The 18,522-nt window shown below is 40.5% G+C and carries 17 protein-coding genes; 16 read left to right on the top strand and 1 reads right to left on the bottom strand.

What is annotated here, in order from left to right; translation table 11 throughout:
* Positions 1-17 precede the first annotated feature (17 nt).
* Both BN1609_RS04255 and BN1609_RS04250 read left to right on the top strand, forming a co-directional pair.
* Positions 18-899 (top strand): 2-dehydropantoate 2-reductase, encoded by an 882-nt coding sequence (locus BN1609_RS04255; RefSeq protein WP_088840544.1) that lies wholly within the window; start codon positions 18-20, stop codon positions 897-899.
* On the top strand, positions 892-1,281 hold the full coding sequence (locus BN1609_RS04250) for a DUF3397 domain-containing protein (RefSeq protein ID WP_088840543.1): 390 nt from the start codon (positions 892-894) through the stop codon (positions 1,279-1,281). Before BN1609_RS04255 ends, BN1609_RS04250 begins: the two co-directional genes overlap by 8 nt.
* Here BN1609_RS04250 and BN1609_RS04245 read toward each other — a convergent pair.
* The gene (locus BN1609_RS04245; RefSeq protein ID WP_088816127.1) at positions 1,270-2,988 is read right to left on the bottom strand and encodes an ABC transporter substrate-binding protein; all 1,719 of its coding nucleotides are present in this window, start codon (positions 2,986-2,988) and stop codon (positions 1,270-1,272) included. The genes BN1609_RS04250 and BN1609_RS04245 overlap by 12 nt on opposite strands.
* A gap of 126 nt (positions 2,989-3,114) precedes the next feature.
* Between BN1609_RS04245 and BN1609_RS04240 the strand changes: the two genes are divergently transcribed.
* From BN1609_RS04240 to BN1609_RS04175, 14 genes are all read left to right on the top strand, one after another.
* Positions 3,115-4,386, top strand: a complete 1,272-nt coding sequence (locus BN1609_RS04240) for an MFS transporter (RefSeq protein ID WP_088840542.1) — start codon at positions 3,115-3,117, stop codon at positions 4,384-4,386.
* Between the two features lie 178 nt (positions 4,387-4,564).
* Positions 4,565-4,996 carry a division/cell wall cluster transcriptional repressor MraZ gene (gene mraZ / locus BN1609_RS04235; protein WP_088809568.1) on the top strand — a complete coding sequence of 144 codons (432 nt, stop codon included), beginning with the start codon at positions 4,565-4,567 and terminating at the stop codon, positions 4,994-4,996.
* A 12-nt stretch (positions 4,997-5,008) separates the two neighbouring features.
* Positions 5,009-5,941 carry a 16S rRNA (cytosine(1402)-N(4))-methyltransferase RsmH gene (rsmH, locus tag BN1609_RS04230; protein WP_088809569.1) on the top strand — a complete coding sequence of 311 codons (933 nt, stop codon included), beginning with the start codon at positions 5,009-5,011 and terminating at the stop codon, positions 5,939-5,941.
* A gap of 16 nt (positions 5,942-5,957) precedes the next feature.
* Positions 5,958-6,320, top strand: a complete 363-nt coding sequence (ftsL, locus tag BN1609_RS04225; protein WP_088809570.1) for a cell division protein FtsL — start codon at positions 5,958-5,960, stop codon at positions 6,318-6,320.
* Positions 6,317-8,578 (top strand): penicillin-binding protein, encoded by a 2,262-nt coding sequence (locus tag BN1609_RS04220; RefSeq protein WP_088840541.1) that lies wholly within the window; start codon positions 6,317-6,319, stop codon positions 8,576-8,578. The genes ftsL and BN1609_RS04220 overlap by 4 nt, the downstream gene beginning before the upstream one ends.
* A 153-nt stretch (positions 8,579-8,731) precedes the next feature.
* The gene (locus BN1609_RS04215) at positions 8,732-10,201 is read left to right on the top strand and encodes a UDP-N-acetylmuramoyl-L-alanyl-D-glutamate--2,6-diaminopimelate ligase (RefSeq protein ID WP_240310308.1); all 1,470 of its coding nucleotides are present in this window, start codon (positions 8,732-8,734) and stop codon (positions 10,199-10,201) included.
* A 49-nt stretch (positions 10,202-10,250) separates the two neighbouring features.
* Positions 10,251-11,225, top strand: coding sequence for a phospho-N-acetylmuramoyl-pentapeptide-transferase (gene mraY, locus BN1609_RS04210; protein ID WP_088809572.1), 975 nt, complete (start codon positions 10,251-10,253; stop codon positions 11,223-11,225).
* Between the two features lie 102 nt (positions 11,226-11,327).
* A complete protein-coding gene (gene murD / locus BN1609_RS04205) occupies positions 11,328-12,695 on the top strand; it encodes a UDP-N-acetylmuramoyl-L-alanine--D-glutamate ligase (RefSeq protein ID WP_088816125.1) in 1,368 nt (455 codons plus the stop codon).
* The gene (murG, locus tag BN1609_RS04200; RefSeq protein WP_088809574.1) at positions 12,692-13,783 is read left to right on the top strand and encodes an undecaprenyldiphospho-muramoylpentapeptide beta-N-acetylglucosaminyltransferase; all 1,092 of its coding nucleotides are present in this window, start codon (positions 12,692-12,694) and stop codon (positions 13,781-13,783) included. The genes murD and murG overlap by 4 nt, the downstream gene beginning before the upstream one ends.
* Before the next feature lie 35 nt (positions 13,784-13,818).
* Entirely contained in the window at positions 13,819-14,610 is a 792-nt protein-coding gene (locus BN1609_RS04195; RefSeq protein ID WP_088809575.1) for a cell division protein FtsQ/DivIB, read from the top strand.
* Between the two features lie 216 nt (positions 14,611-14,826).
* Positions 14,827-16,104: a cell division protein FtsA gene (gene ftsA / locus BN1609_RS04190; RefSeq protein WP_088809576.1), complete on the top strand. Its 1,278-nt coding sequence runs from the start codon at positions 14,827-14,829 to the stop codon at positions 16,102-16,104.
* A 36-nt stretch (positions 16,105-16,140) separates the two neighbouring features.
* Positions 16,141-17,292: a cell division protein FtsZ gene (ftsZ, locus tag BN1609_RS04185; protein WP_088809577.1), complete on the top strand. Its 1,152-nt coding sequence runs from the start codon at positions 16,141-16,143 to the stop codon at positions 17,290-17,292.
* Positions 17,293-17,346: 54 nt separating this feature from the next.
* A complete protein-coding gene (locus tag BN1609_RS04180) occupies positions 17,347-18,018 on the top strand; it encodes a YggS family pyridoxal phosphate-dependent enzyme (protein WP_088809578.1) in 672 nt (223 codons plus the stop codon).
* Between the two features lie 20 nt (positions 18,019-18,038).
* Positions 18,039-18,500, top strand: coding sequence for a cell division protein SepF (locus tag BN1609_RS04175; protein ID WP_088809579.1), 462 nt, complete (start codon positions 18,039-18,041; stop codon positions 18,498-18,500).
* Positions 18,501-18,522: the final 22 nt, after the last annotated feature.

Raw genomic sequence — 18,522 nt, 5'->3', positions numbered from 1 at the left:
AAAAAGTAGGTGAGAAGATGAAGCCGAGTATTGGAATAATTGGAGCAGGTGCGATGGGGCTGCTTTATGCTGCTCATCTTGCTAAATATGCGCACGTAACACTTTATGTAAGGCGCGAGGAACAGCTGGAAAGTTTGAATAAGAACGGTTTGCATTTTAACGGAGAAACTCTGCCTGTTCAGGCGACCAAGGGCATTTCTTTTGAAAAAATGAAACAGCATGGCATTATTTTAATTGCCGTGAAAAGTTATGAACTTGAACATATTTGGACAGATTTAAATAAAATTCCGTCAGAAATTCCGCTTTTGTTCATTCAAAATGGCATTGCGCACTTGAAATTCATTTTAGACCTCACGGCGACAAATATTTGGGCGGCCACGACGACCTACGGAGCGAAGCGCCTGAATGACTTTTCTGTTGAACAAAAAGGCAAAGGGAAAACAATTTTCGGCGTACTAAAAGGGAGTGTCGCTACAGAAAAATTGAATTTCTTACAACAATTGGCTGATTTTTCCTTCGAATTTTCAAATGACATCAAAAAAGCGATGTACGAGAAACTCCTAATTAATGCAGCAGTGAACCCGCTTACCGCGGTTTTAGGAGCCAAAAATGGCGATTTAATCCAAAACGAAAACTGGCGCGAGTTACTTCACGAAATCGTCGAAGAAGTGAACCGCGCGCTACAAATTGATGATGCCATGCAGAAAGTGGAGCAGGTGTTAATCGCGACAAAAGAAAATCTATCTTCCATGGCAACCGACGTAAAATTGAATCGCCGCACAGAAATCGATAGCATTTTACTTCCCGTGATCCGGTTGTTAGAAGAGGGCAATCACCCCGCAACTCGTCTAGGCACCCTATATAAACTAATAAAAGGAAAGGAGCAACAATATGTTTAATTGGCTAACCGACACGACTTTTGTTTTAATCGTGCTACCCGTAATCGTTTTTTTAATCGTATTTTGGACAGTTCGCTTTTTACTCAAACAACCACGTCGCGAGTTAAAACTCGCAGCCGATTTTACAACTCTTTTCCTTATTATTGCTGTTCACTTATTCATGAAACTGCTATTTAATCATTCTTTCCTACTATACATATTCCTTTTCTTATTCATCATTGGGATCGTTATCATCGCGCTGTTTGCTAAACGTGATGGAGAAATTCATGTTTATCGAACAATTCGTATTTATTGGCGCATTTGCTTCTTTGTTTTCAGCTTGCTTTATATCGCATTGTTCCTTACGGGTCTTGTAATGAGCGTCGTTTACCTACTCGGATAAAGGCACCCAAACTTTAGAAAGGCTGAAATAACCATAAATCATGTCCTCTACGCCGCGAATATGGCTGTCAATGTTATGTGTTTTATCGCCGTAAGCCACATAAAATAAGAAAAAATTTTCCGTAAGCCATGTGTCAAGCGACATGCGGCTTTTTTCTCGCTCTAAAAAAGTCTCACCAAACTTCATATCTTCCAAAAAAGGAGCTACAGTAGCTAAGATTTTTTCACTTAAAAACCTTTTTGGGAATAAATGAGGGTTAGTGAAGAACTCCATGTAGCCAAGTTCCATATCAGCGCCTGGTTCATCCTCCAGCCAAATAAAATCTAATTTTTGAAAACTTGTGTCATAATAATCAGTCGCCAAATTGATGGGCACCCATTCCATTTGAAGGCCAAACGCCAAAGCCTGTTGCCTGAAAATTTCAGCGTTTTGTTTAATAATGGGGCGGTCAAAAATCCCTAAATAAATGATGCGCCCGTCATAACCCGACTTTTCTAGCAAAGAGGGAATTTGTTTTGCGTCTTTCCGAATACCAGGATTCCTTCCCGATTTAAAATAACTCGCCGCCTGCCGCTCTTTAGAAACTCCAATTAATTGTCCATCAAACAAATGATAAATCGCTTCGCGAAACGCTTTATTTTGAATAAGCGAATCTTGTTTTTGGAAATTAAAACAAACCGCCGAAACACCAGAAGACTGACTAGCCGTTTTAACGTAATGCTCATCCGATTTTTCCAAACCATAGGAAAAGCGCACATCATTTAATTTTTCAGCACCTTCAATATACCAAAACTCAATTTTATCTAGCAAAGCCCGCGGCATGAAATAGCCATCAAACGCTTCCAACGTAATTTTATTCCCAGAACGTTCGCTCAGGCGAAAAGGCCCTGTCGAAATCCATTTCATTTCATCAAAAATCGTATTTTTAGGCAAAATGGGAACATTAATAGACGTTAAATAACGAATAAAGAAAGGATCTGGCTTAACCAAATGAATCCGCAAAATGTAAGTAGAAACAAGCTCAATATGCCGGATATCCTTCAAAAAATGTGCCACTACAGAATCCGCCTCCTTTGCGCGGTAAAGCGAATAGGTGACATCTTCACTAGTTAAATAACGTCCATTATGAAAAGACACCCCTTTACGTAAATAAAAAGTCCAGCTTGTTTTAGTCGCGTTAGAAGAAAAATGGTGCGCAAGCCACGGTTCGATTTTTTGTGTTTCTCGATTAAAGATGACCAATGTGTCGCTTAAATGTTTCAGCAGGAAAGACTCAATGGAAGTGGACACCCGTTTAGGCTCTAATGTACTAATCTTGCGTCGCATCATCATTCGGAGAACGTCCGTATTCCCCTCGTGAAGTTGCGTATTAAATAATTGGCGAAACTCTTCTGTTATAAAGGAAAGAATATGAGGCGGCAAATCACTTTCTAGAAAAGTTGCAATGCAAGAAAGTCGTTCTTCTTTTGTTTTTCCTCCCAAAAAAGAGGTGATATCTTCTAAAAAAGATTGTGTGAAAGTTATGGAAGATAAATGCCCACGACCGCGGCCGGGAGAATAATAAAGTAGATTTTGAGTGGCGTAAGCTTGGATTTTTCGTTTCGCATTTTTGGGCGAGCAGTACCAAAGATTGGCGATTTCAGCCAGTTTGAAAGAACAGCTATGATTTTCTAAATAAGTCCGCAATTTAAAATAGTCAAAATCCATATTAAAAACCTCCACCTGTTAAAAGGGGACAAAAAAATTAATTAACGTCCCTTTTTATAAATTTATTTCTACTTTATAATAACAGAAGTAACGTATCAAAAGAAATTTTAGACGGAGGGGATATTCATGTTTCGTGCGCTTCACCCAAATATTCGCATGCGAATTGTGATTAACTTTTTTAGTAAAATTATTGCTTCCATGATTTTCCCTTTTTTGGCCATTTACTTTACAGCGCATTTTAATCCTTCTGTAGCGGGCATTTTATTAATGCTTAACATTGCGATCCCGTTTGTAGTAGGCCTTTATGGTGGCCATTTAGCAGATGTACTGGGGCGCAGAAAACTAATGGTGACCGGAGAAGTGCTAAAAATGATTAGCTATCTGGGGCTAGTTTTGGTGAATTCCGCACTATTTAGCTCTCCATTACTCACATTTGTATTTTTATTGCTCATCGGAATTGCACAAGGAATCATTAATCCTGCAGCAGATGCAATGCTAATCGATGTCAGCACACCAGAATCCAGAAGTTTTATGTATTCCATTAGCTACTGGGCAAATAATCTGTCTTCTATGATTGGAATTATTATAGGTGGTTGGCTCTTTACAACACATTTTTTCGAACTTTTAATTGCGCTCTTTCTTATGTCGATACTAACAACGTGGTTAACGTTCCATTTTATTACAGAAACGCATGAGCAAGACTCAAGTAAAAGTTCAGGGACTGGCATAAAAGAAGTTTTTAACGCCTATTCCGACGTCGTTCGCGATAAAAGCTTTGTTTTGTTCACGATTTCTGGGATTTTTATCATGACAATTGAGTTTCAGCGTAACAATTTCATTTCTGTACGTCTTGCAGATGAATTTCAAAACCTTACGCTGCAAATGGGGCAGCTTTTGGCAATCCCAATTGATGGCGTGCGAATTTTAAGCTTGCTCACGGCGCTAAATACGTTGTGCATCGTATTGTTCACAGCGCCAGTCGCCAAGTGGCTAATACATCGCAAAAATGAACCGGTCATGTATGTTGGCTTTCTTCTATTCGCAGTAGGCTTTTCTTTTTCAGCCTTTTTATCAAACATGTGGTTGTTATTTTTCGCAACGCTTTTACTTTCTTTAGGGGAATTGCTCTATGTACCAACACGCCAAACCATTTTAGCAGCGATTATCAACGACAATAAACGAGGCGCTTATATGGCTTTTAATGGGATTATCTTTCAAGTCGGAAAACTATTTGGCGCCGCCAGTTTATTATTCGCTCCTTTAATAGGAAAATATGGAATGGGCGTTTTCATCATTGTTTGCGGCGCCTTGGCATGTATCTTCGGGCGTCTTGCACTCAGAAAAAAACAAGTTCTTCTTGCCGAAAATGAATCAGCTTCTCTTGAAAGTGGGGATTAGTGGTTTTGTCCCCCACTTTCCCACCACTTTATAATCTTATGCGGAAATGGCTTTGTAACAATGATTTATCATCTCTTTTAAATGAAGAGATGAATTTTTTTTGTCTTTTTTTAGGTTTTGGGTGGTACAAAGTGGGGAGATGTGGTAAAGTTGTACGTAAGAAAGTGGGGGAAGTCTAATGTTCATGGGAGAATATCAACACAACATTGATATAAAGGGCCGTTTGATCGTGCCAGCGAAGTTCCGTGAACTACTCGGGGACAATTTTGTCATTACGCGCGGGCTAGATAAGTGCTTATTTGCCTATCCGCAAAATGAATGGTCAAAACTCGAGGAAAAACTTCAGACGCTTCCACTGACTAAAAAAGATGCTCGTTCTTTTACGCGTTTCTTCTTTTCAGGTGCTTCTGAGTGTGAGTTAGATAAACAAGGAAGAATTAATATTCCGCAAAATCTAGTCGGTTATGCGGGGCTTGAAAAAGAAACCGTTATTATCGGAGTTTCAAATCGTATTGAAATTTGGAGTAAGTCGGAATGGGATGCTGTTTTTGAGGAATCAGAAGAATCCTTCTCCGAAATTGCAGAAAATATGATTGGATTCGATATTTAAAGGGGGGCTACGATGTTTAAGCATGAAACGGTCTTACTACATGAAACTGTAGACATGTTAAATATAAAAAAAGATGGCATTTATGTGGATTGCACGCTAGGCGGTGCAGGTCATTCCGCATACTTGCTAAGCAAACTGGGAAAGCAAGGGCGTTTAGTGGCTTTTGACCAAGATGTTACGGCAATCGAAAACGCGAAAGTGAAATTACAAGATGAGCGAGTGCTCTTTATTAAATCTAATTTTCGTTTTATTAAAGAAGCGCTGTTAGAAAATGGCATTTCAAAGGTGGACGGTATTTTATATGATTTAGGTGTTTCATCACCGCAGCTTGACGTTCGTGAACGAGGTTTTAGCTATCATCAAGATGCTCCGCTAGATATGCGCATGGATCAATCACAAGAACTTACAGCGCAAATTGTTGTTAATGAATGGGCGTACGAAGATTTGGTGCGAATATTCTTTCGCTACGGGGAAGAAAAATTTTCAAAACAAATCGCACGTGAGATTGAGCGTCGTAGGGAAATGAAGAAGATTGAAACGACACAAGAGCTCGTTGATATTATTAAAGAAGCGATTCCAGCGCCGGCAAGACGCAAAGGGGGACACCCTGGTAAGCGAACTTTTCAGGCGATTCGAATTGCGGTGAACGATGAACTTGGTGCTGTCGAGGATTCATTACACGATGCGCTTACGCTTTTAAAACCGGGCGGTCGAATTAGTGTGATTACGTTTCATTCTTTAGAGGACCGCATCACGAAGCACATTTTCCAAGAAGTGACGAAGGGGCCGGAAATACCGAAAGGACTTCCTGTTATTCCGAAAGAATTTGAGCCTGACTTTAAGCTTGTGTCACGAAAACCCATTTTACCTAGTGAAGAAGAAGTTGAAGCAAATAATCGGGCGCGTTCAGCAAAACTGCGCGTTATTGAAAAAATTGAGAAATGAGTAGGAGTTGAAAAATGTGAGTAATTTTGCCTACAAATCCAATCTGGAGCCTAAGCGAATACATAAGGAAGTAGAACAACCGAAAAAAGCAATTTTAAAGCGTGGACAAGTGACACTCTTTGAAAAACTAATTGTACTCATGGCGATTGTGGCTATGGCGATTTTTGCATTTTCTATCATCAGCGTTCAAACTTCTATTTATACCGTTAATAAGGATATTGAAGCAAGCGAAGAAAAATTAGCAACTCAGCAAAAAACGAATGATGATTTAAAAGTGCAAGTAAACGATTTAGGTCGGTATGAACGCATCTTGAAAATGGCGAAAGAAAAAGGCTTAAGTTTAAACGGAGATAATGTAAAGGTAGTGGACGGTAAATGAAACGGCGCAGAGGAAATATGAGGAGGGGCGCACTGGTACTTTTTGTCTTTTTCGCGACGCTCTTCCTTATTCTTACTGGCCGTTTTCTTTATTTGCAAATTACCGGTGAGGCAAACGGCGAACCATTAGCCGCTGAAGCCGCAAAACAACATTTGAAAACGGAAAAGATAGAAGCGAAACGTGGTTCTATCTTAGACCAAAAAGGCGAAGTGATTGCAGAAGATACATCGACGTATACGCTTGCGGCTGTCGTGTCGGATAAGTTTTCCAAAACATCAAAAAATCCTACATATGTCGTCGATAAAGAGCAAACAGCGGAAACACTTGCGAAATACATTGCTATGTCTAAAGCAGAAATTTTAGAACGTTTAAATACGGAAGATGTTTACCAAGTTGAATTTGGAAAAGCTGGAAAAAATATATCCGTCGAAACGAAAAATAAAATTGAAGCGGAGAATTTACCAGGACTTGAATTTACACGTCAAGCTGCCCGGTTTTATCCAAATGGCACCTTTGCTTCGCAGCTAGTGGGCTTTGCGCAACAAACCGAAGGCGAAACAGGTGAATCCACACTTGTTGGAAAAATGGGACTCGAGAAAAGCTACAATTCCATATTAACGGGTAAAGATGGCGAAATTAATTATAGTACAGATAAACTCGGTTACATTTTACCTAATTCAAAGAAAAACGTAAAAGAAGCAGAAGATGGAAGCGATATTACGCTGACTATTGATAAAAAGATTCAAACATTCTTAGAAGATACGATGACAACAGTTAATGCGAAATATAAACCTAAAAATATGATGGCAGTTGTCATGAATCCCAAAACAGGTGAAATTTTAGCGATGAGTCAACGCCCATCATTCAATCCGTCAACTAAAGAAGGTTTAAGTACAGAAAATGCGGGTGTGTGGCAAGATTTGCCAGTCGAATATGCTTATGAGCCAGGTTCTGTTATGAAAATTTTCTCATTAGCCTCAGCAATTGATACAGGTGTTTATAATCCAAATGCCTACTATAAATCCGGTATTTACCGCGTCGGCGATATTCCGATTCATGACCATAACGGCGGTGCCGGCTGGGGGACAATCACATATCGCGAAGGCGTTGAACGCTCTAGTAATGTGGCGTTTGCTACTCTTTTGAATAAAATGGGGACGGATACGTTTGAAGAATATTTGACGAAGTTCGGCTTTGGCCAAAAAACCGGAATCCAGCTCCCAAATGAAGCAAGCGGGAAAATCCTCTACAACTATCCAGTTGAAAAAGTAACAACTGTTTTCGGTCAAGGGACAACCGTATCCATGATGCAAATGCTTCAAGGAGCTTCAGCAATTGCAAGTGATGGGAAAATGAAGCAGCCTTATATTGTTTCAAAAATTACCAATCCAAATACAAATGAAGTAACCGAAACGAAAACGAAAGTATCAGGAACACCAATTAGTGAGGCAACTGCTAAGAAAACACGTGAAGAATTGCAGCAAGTTGTTAGCGGAGAACACGGAACTGGTAAATTATATGCGATTCCAGGCTACTCGGTTGCCGGTAAAACGGGAACCTCTCAAATTGCTGACCCGAAAACGGGCAAATACATGACGGGAAGCGATAATTATATTTTCTCTTTCATGGGAATGGCACCAGCAGACGATCCAGAATTGGTGATGTATGTTACGATGCAACAGCCGCAATTGGAGGGCAGCGAAACTGGTGGTGAGGCCGTTTCAGAAGTGTTTAATCCGGTTATGAAAAACAGTTTGCAATATATGAACATTAAGCCAGCGAAAGAAGCGAAGATGGAAAAAGTTTCAGTTCCAAATTATGCTGGACAATCGGTTGAAGACGCTAAGGCCGCTATTACGAAAAGCAAATTGGTTCCTGTTGTTGTCGGAAATGGTTCAAAAGTAGTTCAACAAATCCCGCAACAGGCAAATAAAGTGATGGAAGGCGAGAGAATTGTCATCATGACAGATGGCGATATGACGATGCCAGACATGACAAATTGGTCGCGCGATGATGCTCAAAAAGTTTCCGAAATAACAGGTATCCCGTTCACCTATACTGGAAGCGGATATGTAGCGAAGCAAAGCGTTTCAGCAGGTTCTATTTTAAATGAAAATTCGAAAGTGACCTTAACGATGAAAGCACCAAATGAAATTTATGCCTTTAATCAAAACCGTGATCAGACGAATCAAGATCAATTGAAGCAGGATACGAACATTCAAGAAAATGCGGGTGTTGGGGACTTGCTTACAAGATAAATGAAGACGTGTCTTAGACAAATAAGCCATTTTTGTCTGAGACATGTACTCATTTTACCCTATGGAAATGCTTCTTGCTTTTTGCTAAGATAGAGAAGGATATTTTTTCTCTTAGCAAAGTGCGGGAAAATGTCGCTAAAGGAGATGGACATTTTGAAGTTAAAAGAGTTGCTCAGTATATTGCCGCTTTATGAGTCGAAGGCGGATTTAAATATGGAAATCACCAAAATTGCACAAGATAGTCGCGAAGTCGAAGCAGGCACGCTTTTTATTTGTATTGATGGCGAAGTTGTAGACGGACACCAATTTGCGCAAGTTGCGGAACAAAACGGGGCGGTAGCCATTATTGCTGAAAAGCCAGTAGACGTTTCGATTCCGGTTGTCCTTATTCGGGATACAAAACGTGGAATGGCGCTTCTTGCGGATTGTTTTTATGGTTCTCCGAGTCAAAAGATGCGTCTCATTGGCATCACTGGCACAAATGGCAAGACAACTGTAAGTCATTTGGTGGAGCAGGTTTTGCGCGATTCAGGCGAAACAACGGGATTAATTGGTACGATGTACATGCGCATTGCGAATCAAACAGTTGAAACGAAAAATACAACGCCAGATAGTCTGACTTTACAGCGTGTTTTTTCCGAGATGAAAAGAAGAGACGTCTCATCTGCGGTCATGGAAGTATCCAGTCACGCGCTTGTGCAAGGACGTGTTTACGGCACGGATTATGATGTTGCGGTCTTTACGAATTTATCGCAAGACCATTTAGATTATCACAAAACAATGGAAGAATATGCCTATGCGAAAAGTCTTCTTTTTGCGCAACTGGGCAATCGTTACTCGAAAAGTCATCCGAAAATGGCGGTTTTAAATGTGGATGATGCGGTTTTTGACACGATGAAAACCGCAACAGCTGCACATGTAATTACATATGGTATTGATAAAACGGCAGATTTCCAAGCACAAAATATTGAAATTACGAGTCAAGGTTCCACTTTCGAATTGTTTTCTCCAGAAGGACGCGAAAAGGTTCACATTCAAATGATTGGTAAATTTAGTATTTATAATGTGTTAGCGGCCATCGCAACTTGTTATATTAGCGGAATTCCGCTGCAACAAATTATGAAAACAATTTGTACGATAAAAGGTGTTGCCGGTCGTTTTGAGTTAGTCCATGCCGGACAAGATTTCCCAGTCATTGTTGATTACGCACACACACCAGACGGACTTTTGAACGTGTTACAAACCGTTTCTGAATTTGCCAAAAAACGCATTTTTGTTGTAGTCGGTTGTGGGGGAGATCGCGATAAAGGCAAGCGTCCTAAAATGGCGAAAATCGCGGCAGAATATGCAACCAATCCTGTTTTTACATCAGATAATCCACGTACGGAAGAGCCAATGTCGATTATTTCGGACATGCTAAAAGGCGTGGAAGGCCAGTCTTATGAGGTGCGTGTGAATCGCCAAGAAGCCATTGAATATGCTATAAACGAAGCAGAACCCGGTGATGTGATTTTAATTGCGGGAAAAGGGCATGAAGATTATCAAATCATCGGTACAGAAAAACATGATTTTGATGACCGCGTTGTCGCTAGAGAAGCTATTGAAAAAAAACAAAAACTTTAATACAATAGTAACAGTTTAGAGTGGAAAAAAAGATTGGAGAGAAAAAATTGTGTCTTTATACTTTTTAATTACAGCATTAGCGGTTGCTTTTATTATAACAGTAGCCTTCGTACCAATATTTATCCCATTTTTAGTGAAGCTAAAATTTGGTCAAAGCATTCGTGAGGAAGGCCCGAAACTGCATGCGCAAAAATCCGGGACTCCAACGATGGGCGCGATAGTCTTTTTAACGGCTATTGTAATTAGCTATGTGCTTCTATCTGTTATAAGTGGAGATTTTACATCTGCAACATGGCTGATTTTGATAGTGACGCTACTGTTCGGGGCACTAGGATTTCTCGATGATTATATTAAAGTAGTGCAAAAACGTAATCTTGGCTTAACATCTAAACAAAAGTTTTTTGGTCAAGTAGCTATCTCGCTGCTCTTTTATATCATTTACCATTTGAGCGGTTACCCAGACACATTAACGATTCCCTTTACAAGCACAGAAATTAATATTGGCTGGTTTTTCCTGCTGTTTGTTTTGTTCTGGCTCGTGGGCTTTTCAAACGCGGTCAACTTAACAGATGGTTTAGACGGGCTCGTTTCAGGACTTTCAAGCATCGCGTTTCTCGCGTTCGGGATTATCGCGATTTACGAAAACCAAATGGAAGTAGCGCTTTTCTGTTTTGCTGTTGTTGGCGGCATGTTAGGTTTTCTTCTTTTTAATAAAAACCCAGCGAAAATATTTATGGGTGATACAGGTTCCCTTGCGCTAGGCGGGGCACTTGCAGCCGTCTCGATTCTCTTAAAACACGAATGGTTGCTCCTTTTAATCGGTGTCGTCTTCGTCATCGAAACCGCGTCTGTCATGTTACAAGTCGCCTATTTTAAAGCGACAGGCGGAAAACGAATTTTTAAAATGACGCCAATTCATCATCATTTTGAGCTTGTTGGCTGGCGCGAATGGCGCGTTGTTTTAACTTTTTGGGCAGTAGGACTTGTAGCGGGCATTTTAGCCGTACTACTTGTTATTATATAGGCCGCAATTTGCGGCATAAGGCGTCTCTAAACGGTTTTAAAAACCAGTTTTAGTTGGCGCTTTCGGTCGTTTCTAAGCATTTAAAAAACGGGGGAAATTTTTATGAAAAATATTAGTCAATACCATCACAAAAAAGTACTTGTGCTTGGTTTAGCCAGAAGTGGTGTTAGTGCAGCAAGTTTACTTCATAAATTGGGCGCATTCGTAACAGTCAACGACAAACTACCTTTTAGTGAGAACCCAGAAGCACAAGGTTTACTTGAACAAGGAATCAAAGTCATTTGCGGCAGCCACCCAACAGAATTACTTGATGAAGGCTTTGAACTGGTTGTGAAAAATCCAGGCATTCCATATAATAACCCGATGATTGCAAAAGCAGAACGCTTGAAATTGCCTATCTTAACAGAAGTTGAACTTGCTTACCAAATTTCAGATGCGCCTATCATTGGCATTACGGGAACGAATGGTAAAACAACGACAACGACCATTATTCATCACATGTTAAATGAAATGGAAAAAAACAAGTCGCTTCTTGCAGGGAATATCGGTTTCCCCGCGTCAGAAGTGGCAGAAAAAGCAACAAGTGACCAATACATTACGATGGAACTTTCCTCTTTCCAATTGATGGGAATTGATACATTCCGTCCGCAAATTTCAGTGATTACAAACATTTATGAAGCCCATCTTGATTATCATCATACGCGTGAGGAATATGTGGCTGCCAAGTGGAAAATCCAAAAAAATCAAACCGCAGATGATTATTTAGTCATCAATTGGGACCAGGAAGAACTTATCCACTTGACGAAAAAAACGGCGGCTAAGATCATCCCGTTTTCAACCACCCAAAGGCTTTCAGAAGGGGCTTATGTGCAGAACGGCATGTTGATGTTTGGCGAGGAAGAAATTGGGAAACGCGATGATATTTTACTTCCGGGCGAACATAATTTGGAAAATATTCTCGCTTCTATTGCGGTAGCGAAGACGATTGGCGTACAGAATGAAGCCCTCATGCATGTGCTTGAAACCTTTAAAGGTGTGGAGCACCGGACGCAGTTTGTCACTGAGCTACTCGGCAGAAAATTTTATAATGATTCAAAAGCAACGAACATTCTTGCAACTCAAAGCGCGCTTAAAGGGTTTAAACAGCCTGTGATATTGCTTGCCGGCGGACTTGATCGCGGCAATGAATTTGATGAATTAAAACCATTTTTAAGAAATGTTAAAGCCGTTGTTGTCTTTGGCGAAACAGCAAATAAAATGGCACGCATTGCAAAAGAAGTCGAGATTGATGTCCACTACGTGAAAAATGTTGAGGACGCCGTTCCAGTTGCCTTCAAGGTTTCAAGACCCGGCGACGTCATTTTGCTTTCGCCAGCCTGTGCAAGTTGGGACCAGTACCGCACGTTTGAAGTGCGTGGCAACGCCTATATGAATGCTATTCAAGAATTGACAGATGAGGTGGAACAATGAGAATCGTATTAAGCGGAGGCGGTACGGGTGGCCATGTTTATCCGGCGCTTGCTTTCCTAAGAGAATGTAAAAAAGAATATCCAGACGCCGAATTTCTATACATTGGTACAGAAAAGGGGCTGGAATCTGATATTGTGAAGCATGCAGACATTCCGTTTGAAGCTATTGAAATCACTGGTTTTAAACGCTCGCTTTCTTTTGAAAATATCAAAACGATAACACGCTTTCTAAAGGGCGTTACGCGCTCAAAGGAAATTTTGCGTGATTTTAAACCAGATTGTGTAATTGGTACGGGTGGTTATGTTTGCGGACCTGTCGTGTATGCGGCAGCAAAGTTAGGCATTCCAACTGTCATACATGAGCAAAATAGTGTCGCGGGTCTGACGAATAAGTTTTTAAGTCGGTATGCGGATAAAGTGGCAATCTGTTTTGAAGAAGTGAGCGATTCTTTTGCTTCTGAAAAAATTGTTTTCACCGGAAATCCGCGCGCCTCAGAAGTCATCCGCACAGAAGATGCCGCTGTTCTTTCGGCATACGGCTTAGATTCTGCCAAACAAACTGTGCTTGCATTTGGCGGAAGTAGGGGAGCGAAAGCAATTAATGAGGCAGTCGAGCAAATTTTACCCGCGTGGTGTGAAAAAGATTACCAGCTCCTTTATGTGACTGGTGAAGTGCACTACGAAAAAATAAAAGATAAGCTAGCCGCAATGGATTTACCAAATACCATTAGCGTGCAACCCTTTATCTATGATATGCCCGCTGTTTTAAACTCTGTGAATCTCGTCATCTCAAGAGCCGGCGCGACGACGCTTGCCGAGCTGACAGCATTAGGCCTGCCAAGTATTCTAATCCCGAGCCCTTACGTGACGGCGAATCACCAAGAGAATAACGCTCGTTCTTTAGAAAGAAATGGCGCCAGTATCGTCATTACGCAAGAAGAATTAACCCAAGCTAATTTAATGGAAAAAGTCGATGCGATTATGGTAGATGAAACCAAGTTAAACAAAATGGCTTACGCCGCTAAAGAGCTCGGAGTACCTGACGCAGCAGAACGTCTTGTTGATGTGGTTGTGCAACTAATTAAATAAAAAAGGGATGAAAACAATAGAAAGGAGATGCGAATATGACGGACAACAAAAAAATTATCTCAATCGAAAATAAAATTCCTGAACTAAAACGTTATCGCAAGAAGAAACTTATTCGTCATCTCGCTATATTGGTAGGCTTCTTTGCCGTTTTAATCCTGATTACCCTTTATTTTCTATCCCCTTTCAGCAAGGTTGATCAAATCTATGTTTCAGGAAATCGCCAATTGACCGAGAATGAAATCAGACAAGCAAGTGGCGTTGACTCAAGCGATTTTGTGATTGCTGTTAACAATAGCAAAGTGGAAAAGCAACTTGAGAAGCAAGAACTCATTAAAAAGGCAGTTGTTGAAAAAGATGGACTGCGCAACTTAAAATTAAAAATTACCGAATATAAAACGGTAGGCTATATGGAAAAAGACGGCATGTACTACGATATTTTAGAAAATGGCAAAATTCTAAATGATAATGCCCAAAAATTTCCAATTGGAAACCGCGCTTTATATGTCGGCTTTAAAAATGGAACGGTACTAAAAGACATGGTCGAGCAAATGAATCAATTGCCAGAAGAAGTCATACGAGCCATTTCAGAAGTCCATTTAGACCCTAAAAAAAGCGATGCCGAACATATTGTGCTTTACATGAATGATGGCAATCAAGTTTCCGCAACAATCCCTACTTTTGCAGAAAAAATGAGTTATTATCCGTCTATTGTAGCCCAGCTTCAAGAAGGACAAAAAGGTGTCATTAATTTAGAAGTAGGCGCCTATTTTGAAAGTTACTATAAACAAAATGAAGCGAAAAAGTCAGAAGAACAGAAAAAAGATTAGAATTAAGGCTTGATTACGAGCGTTTGTTCGCGTTTTTTGAGTTTTGAAAAAATAAATTCAAAAAAATAGTCAAAAATTGTTCTTTGTGCTTTAATTACATGTTTTGTTAGTGTAGACTGTAAATAAGTGAACTCGAAGCTAACAATAGAAAACAGGATAGAGAAAACAACCCCGTTTTGGGAAAATATATGAATGAATAAAAGGAGGTGCCGATAAATGGGAGAAAGTGAAATTTATGTGAGCCTTGACATTGGTTCATCCAAAATCAAGGTCATTATTGCCGAAATGGCAAACGAACGTCTTAACATTATTGGTGTTGGAGATGTTCCTGCACAGGGAATTAAAAAAGGTATTATTATTGATATCGATAAAGCCGTTGAATCTATAAAAAAAGCAATTAGTCAAGCTGAACGCATGGTTGGCGTTGAAATTTCGCAAGTCATTGTTGGCATTGTCGCGAGTCAAGTAGCGCTTTTAGAAGCGCGTGGCATTGTTGCTGTAAGCAGTGACAAGCCTGAAATTACTGTTGAAGACGTATGGAATGTGATGGATGCAGCGCAAGTGATACCGCTTACTGCTGAAAGAGAAATCATTAGCTTAATTCCAGAACAATTCGTTGTAGATGGTTTTGATGGCATTACAGATCCCCGCGGCATGAGTGGTGTTCGACTTGAAATGGAAGGAACACTTGTAACAGGCTCAAAAACAATTTTACATAATACACTGAGATGTGTGGAGCGAGCAGGACTTGAAATTACAGAAATCGTCTTGCAACCTTTAGCAGAAGCAGCAATTTCATTATCGGAAGACGATTTGGAGTTTGGCACAACATTAATTAATGTCGGTGCCGGCACAACGACTGTCAGCGTCTTTGAACATGGCAAATTAGTTTATACGTTTGTCATTCCAGTTGGCGGAGATAATGTCACAAAAGACCTTTCTCTTGGTCTAAATACTTCTACGACAAATGCGGAGAAGGTTAAATTAGAGCACGGTTACGCTTTTTATGACGAAGCTTCAGCGGACGAAATTTTTGCGATTGATGTGATTGGTTCTGACCAGAAGCAACATTTCACGCAAGTTGAAATCGCCGACATCATCGAGGCTCGCATGGAAGAAATTTTCCTACTCGCACTAGACGGCTTAAAACAAGCTGGTTTCACCCAATTGCCGGGCGGATTTGTCTTAACTGGCGGCGGCTCTGGCATACCTGGCTCCCTCGAACTAGCGGCTAAAACACTAGGTGGGCACGTTAGACTCGCGATGCCAGATTATATCGGTGTACGCGATCCTGCTTATACGACAGCGGTCGGTTTAATCCAGTATGCTTATAACTTAGCTGAGTTTGATGGCCGAGATTTAAGCAGCGATACAGAGGAGCAAGTAGAGGAAAAAACGCAAGCAAGAGCTACGAAACAGCCGAAGCGAAAGAAAACAGAAGATGAAAAGGTAACAACGAAAATGAAAAACTTTTTTGGAGCCTTTTTCGAATAAAATATATCGGAAATCGTGAAACTAGGAGGCAAAAATATGTTAGAGTTTGATACAAATTCTGAGAGCTTGGCGACGATTAAAGTCATTGGTGTCGGTGGTGGCGGAAATAACGCTGTTAACCGCATGATTGAACACGGTGTTCAAGGTGTTGAATTTATTGCTGTGAATACTGACGCTCAAGCGCTTAACTTAGCAAAATCAGAAATTAAATTACAAATTGGCACAAAGCTAACGCGTGGACTAGGAGCCGGAGCTGTTCCTGACATCGGGAAAAAAGCTGCGGAAGAAAGTCGCGAAATGATTGAAGAAGCATTAAAAGGCTCGGATATGGTTTTCGTCACTGCTGGAATGGGCGGCGGGACAGGAACAGGAGCAGCCCCTGTTATTGCACAAATTGCAAAAGAAATGGGCGCTCTTACTGTCGGTGTTGTGACTCGTCCGTTTGGCTTTGAAGGACCAAAACGTTCGAAGCAAGCTGTAGCTGGAACTGAAGCGATGAAAGAAGCGGTAGACACACTTATCGTTATCCCAAATGATCGCCTCTTGCAGATTGTAGATAAAAACACCCCAATGCTTGAAGCTTTCCGTGAAGCTGATAATGTTTTACGACAAGGCGTTCAAGGTATTTCGGATTTAATTGCTGTCCCAGGGCTAATCAATTTAGACTTCGCTGACGTAAAAACCATCATGACAAACCGCGGATCTGCCCTCATGGGAATTGGTATCGCGACAGGTGAAAATCGTGCCGCAGACGCCGCTAAAAAAGCAATTTCATCTCCACTTCTTGAAACATCAATTGATGGAGCAAAAGGTGTGCTAATGAATATCACAGGTGGCTCAAACTTAAGCTTGTATGAAGTTCAAGAAGCAGCTGAAATTGTATCAAGCGCATCTGATCCAGAAGTCAATATGATTTTTGGTTCAGTCATCAATGATGAATTAAAAGATGAACTTATTGTGACTGTAATTGCGACAGGGTTTGATGAAGCGAAACAAGCGGAGATGAAAAACCGTCGTCCAGCTGCCGGGCAACAAATTCAAGTAAATCGTCCAAACTATGCAGCCAATGAAACACAAGAAGTGAAGCATGAGGAACCGCAAGTTGCGGAACCTAAACAAGCTGTGGAAACGAATAACGGCGATGTTGATGTGCCAGCCTTCATTCGCAATCGAAATCGCAGAAGCTAATTTCGTTTAAACCGCGGATAAAGTGGGAATCCACATAAAAAGGTGTAGGTAATCATGACGAAAAAAGACAATCTTAGTCACATTGAATCAAATATTGAAGCAGCCTGCCAAAAAGTTGGACGTACTAATGATGTCCATCTGGTGGCAGTCACGAAAACAATCGATGTGGCTGGAATACGAGAGCTATACGAGTTAGGTTTACGGAATTTTGGTGAAAACCGGGCGGACGTTTTTTTAGAAAAATTTGAAGCCTTACAGGATTTGCCCGATATTGTCTGGCATTTCATCGGTTCCTTGCAAACGCGAAAAGTGCGTGACATAGTGGATAAAGTGGACATCATTCATTCTGTAGACCGCCCTAGTTTAGCAAAAGAAATTGAAAAACGTACAACAAAATCATCACCTTGCTTCTTGCAAATTAATATTTCTGGTGAAGAAGCAAAACATGGCTTTACTAGGGAAGCAGCTGTTCGTTTCTTGAAAGAGACGGATTTTAAGAATATTGAAATTATTGGTTTAATGACTATGGCACCACTTACGGAAGATGTGAGTGAGTTACATCAAGTATTTCACGAATTAAAGCAGTTGCAACTAGACATTCAAAAGCTCGGTTTAAACCGTGTACCATGTAAGGAACTATCGATGGGAATGACGAATGACTACATGATTGCGATAGAAGAAGGTGCTACACATATTCGAGTAGGTAGAGCTTTGGTGAACGACTAATTACGGAGGTGCAAAAAATCATGGGACTTTCAAACAAATTTAAATCTTTTTTCTTTTTAGATGAAGATGGAGAAGAATACTACGAAGAACCAACATCAAAAAAAGTACAGGAGCCTGAACCAATGGTACAAAAAAAAGCAGCTAAGAATAAATTCCGAGCAGTGGAAGAATCTGAAAACAACAAGGTGGTAAGTATGCAAGGCGCGCAATTTTCTAGTCAAGTAGTGTTAGCTGAACCTCGTGTTTATGCAGAAGCACAAGAACTTTCGGATTACTTAAAAGAATATAAAACACTAGTTGTAAACTTACAACGAATTAGCCACGATCAGGCGATTCGGATTGTAGACTTTTTAAGTGGGACTGTATATGCTCTTGGCGGAGATATTCAGCGCATTGGAAATAATATTTTCTTATGTACACCTGAAAATGTGGACGTAGATGGATCTATTTCCGAAATGTTAGAAGAACAAGACTTCATGTAAGTAACTAGAGAGGTGGACTCTT

Source organism: Listeria sp. ILCC797 (genome assembly GCF_900186185.1).
Lineage (GTDB): Bacteria > Bacillota > Bacilli > Lactobacillales > Listeriaceae > Listeria > Listeria goaensis.
This window is presented reverse-complemented; position numbering and strand designations above follow the sequence as displayed.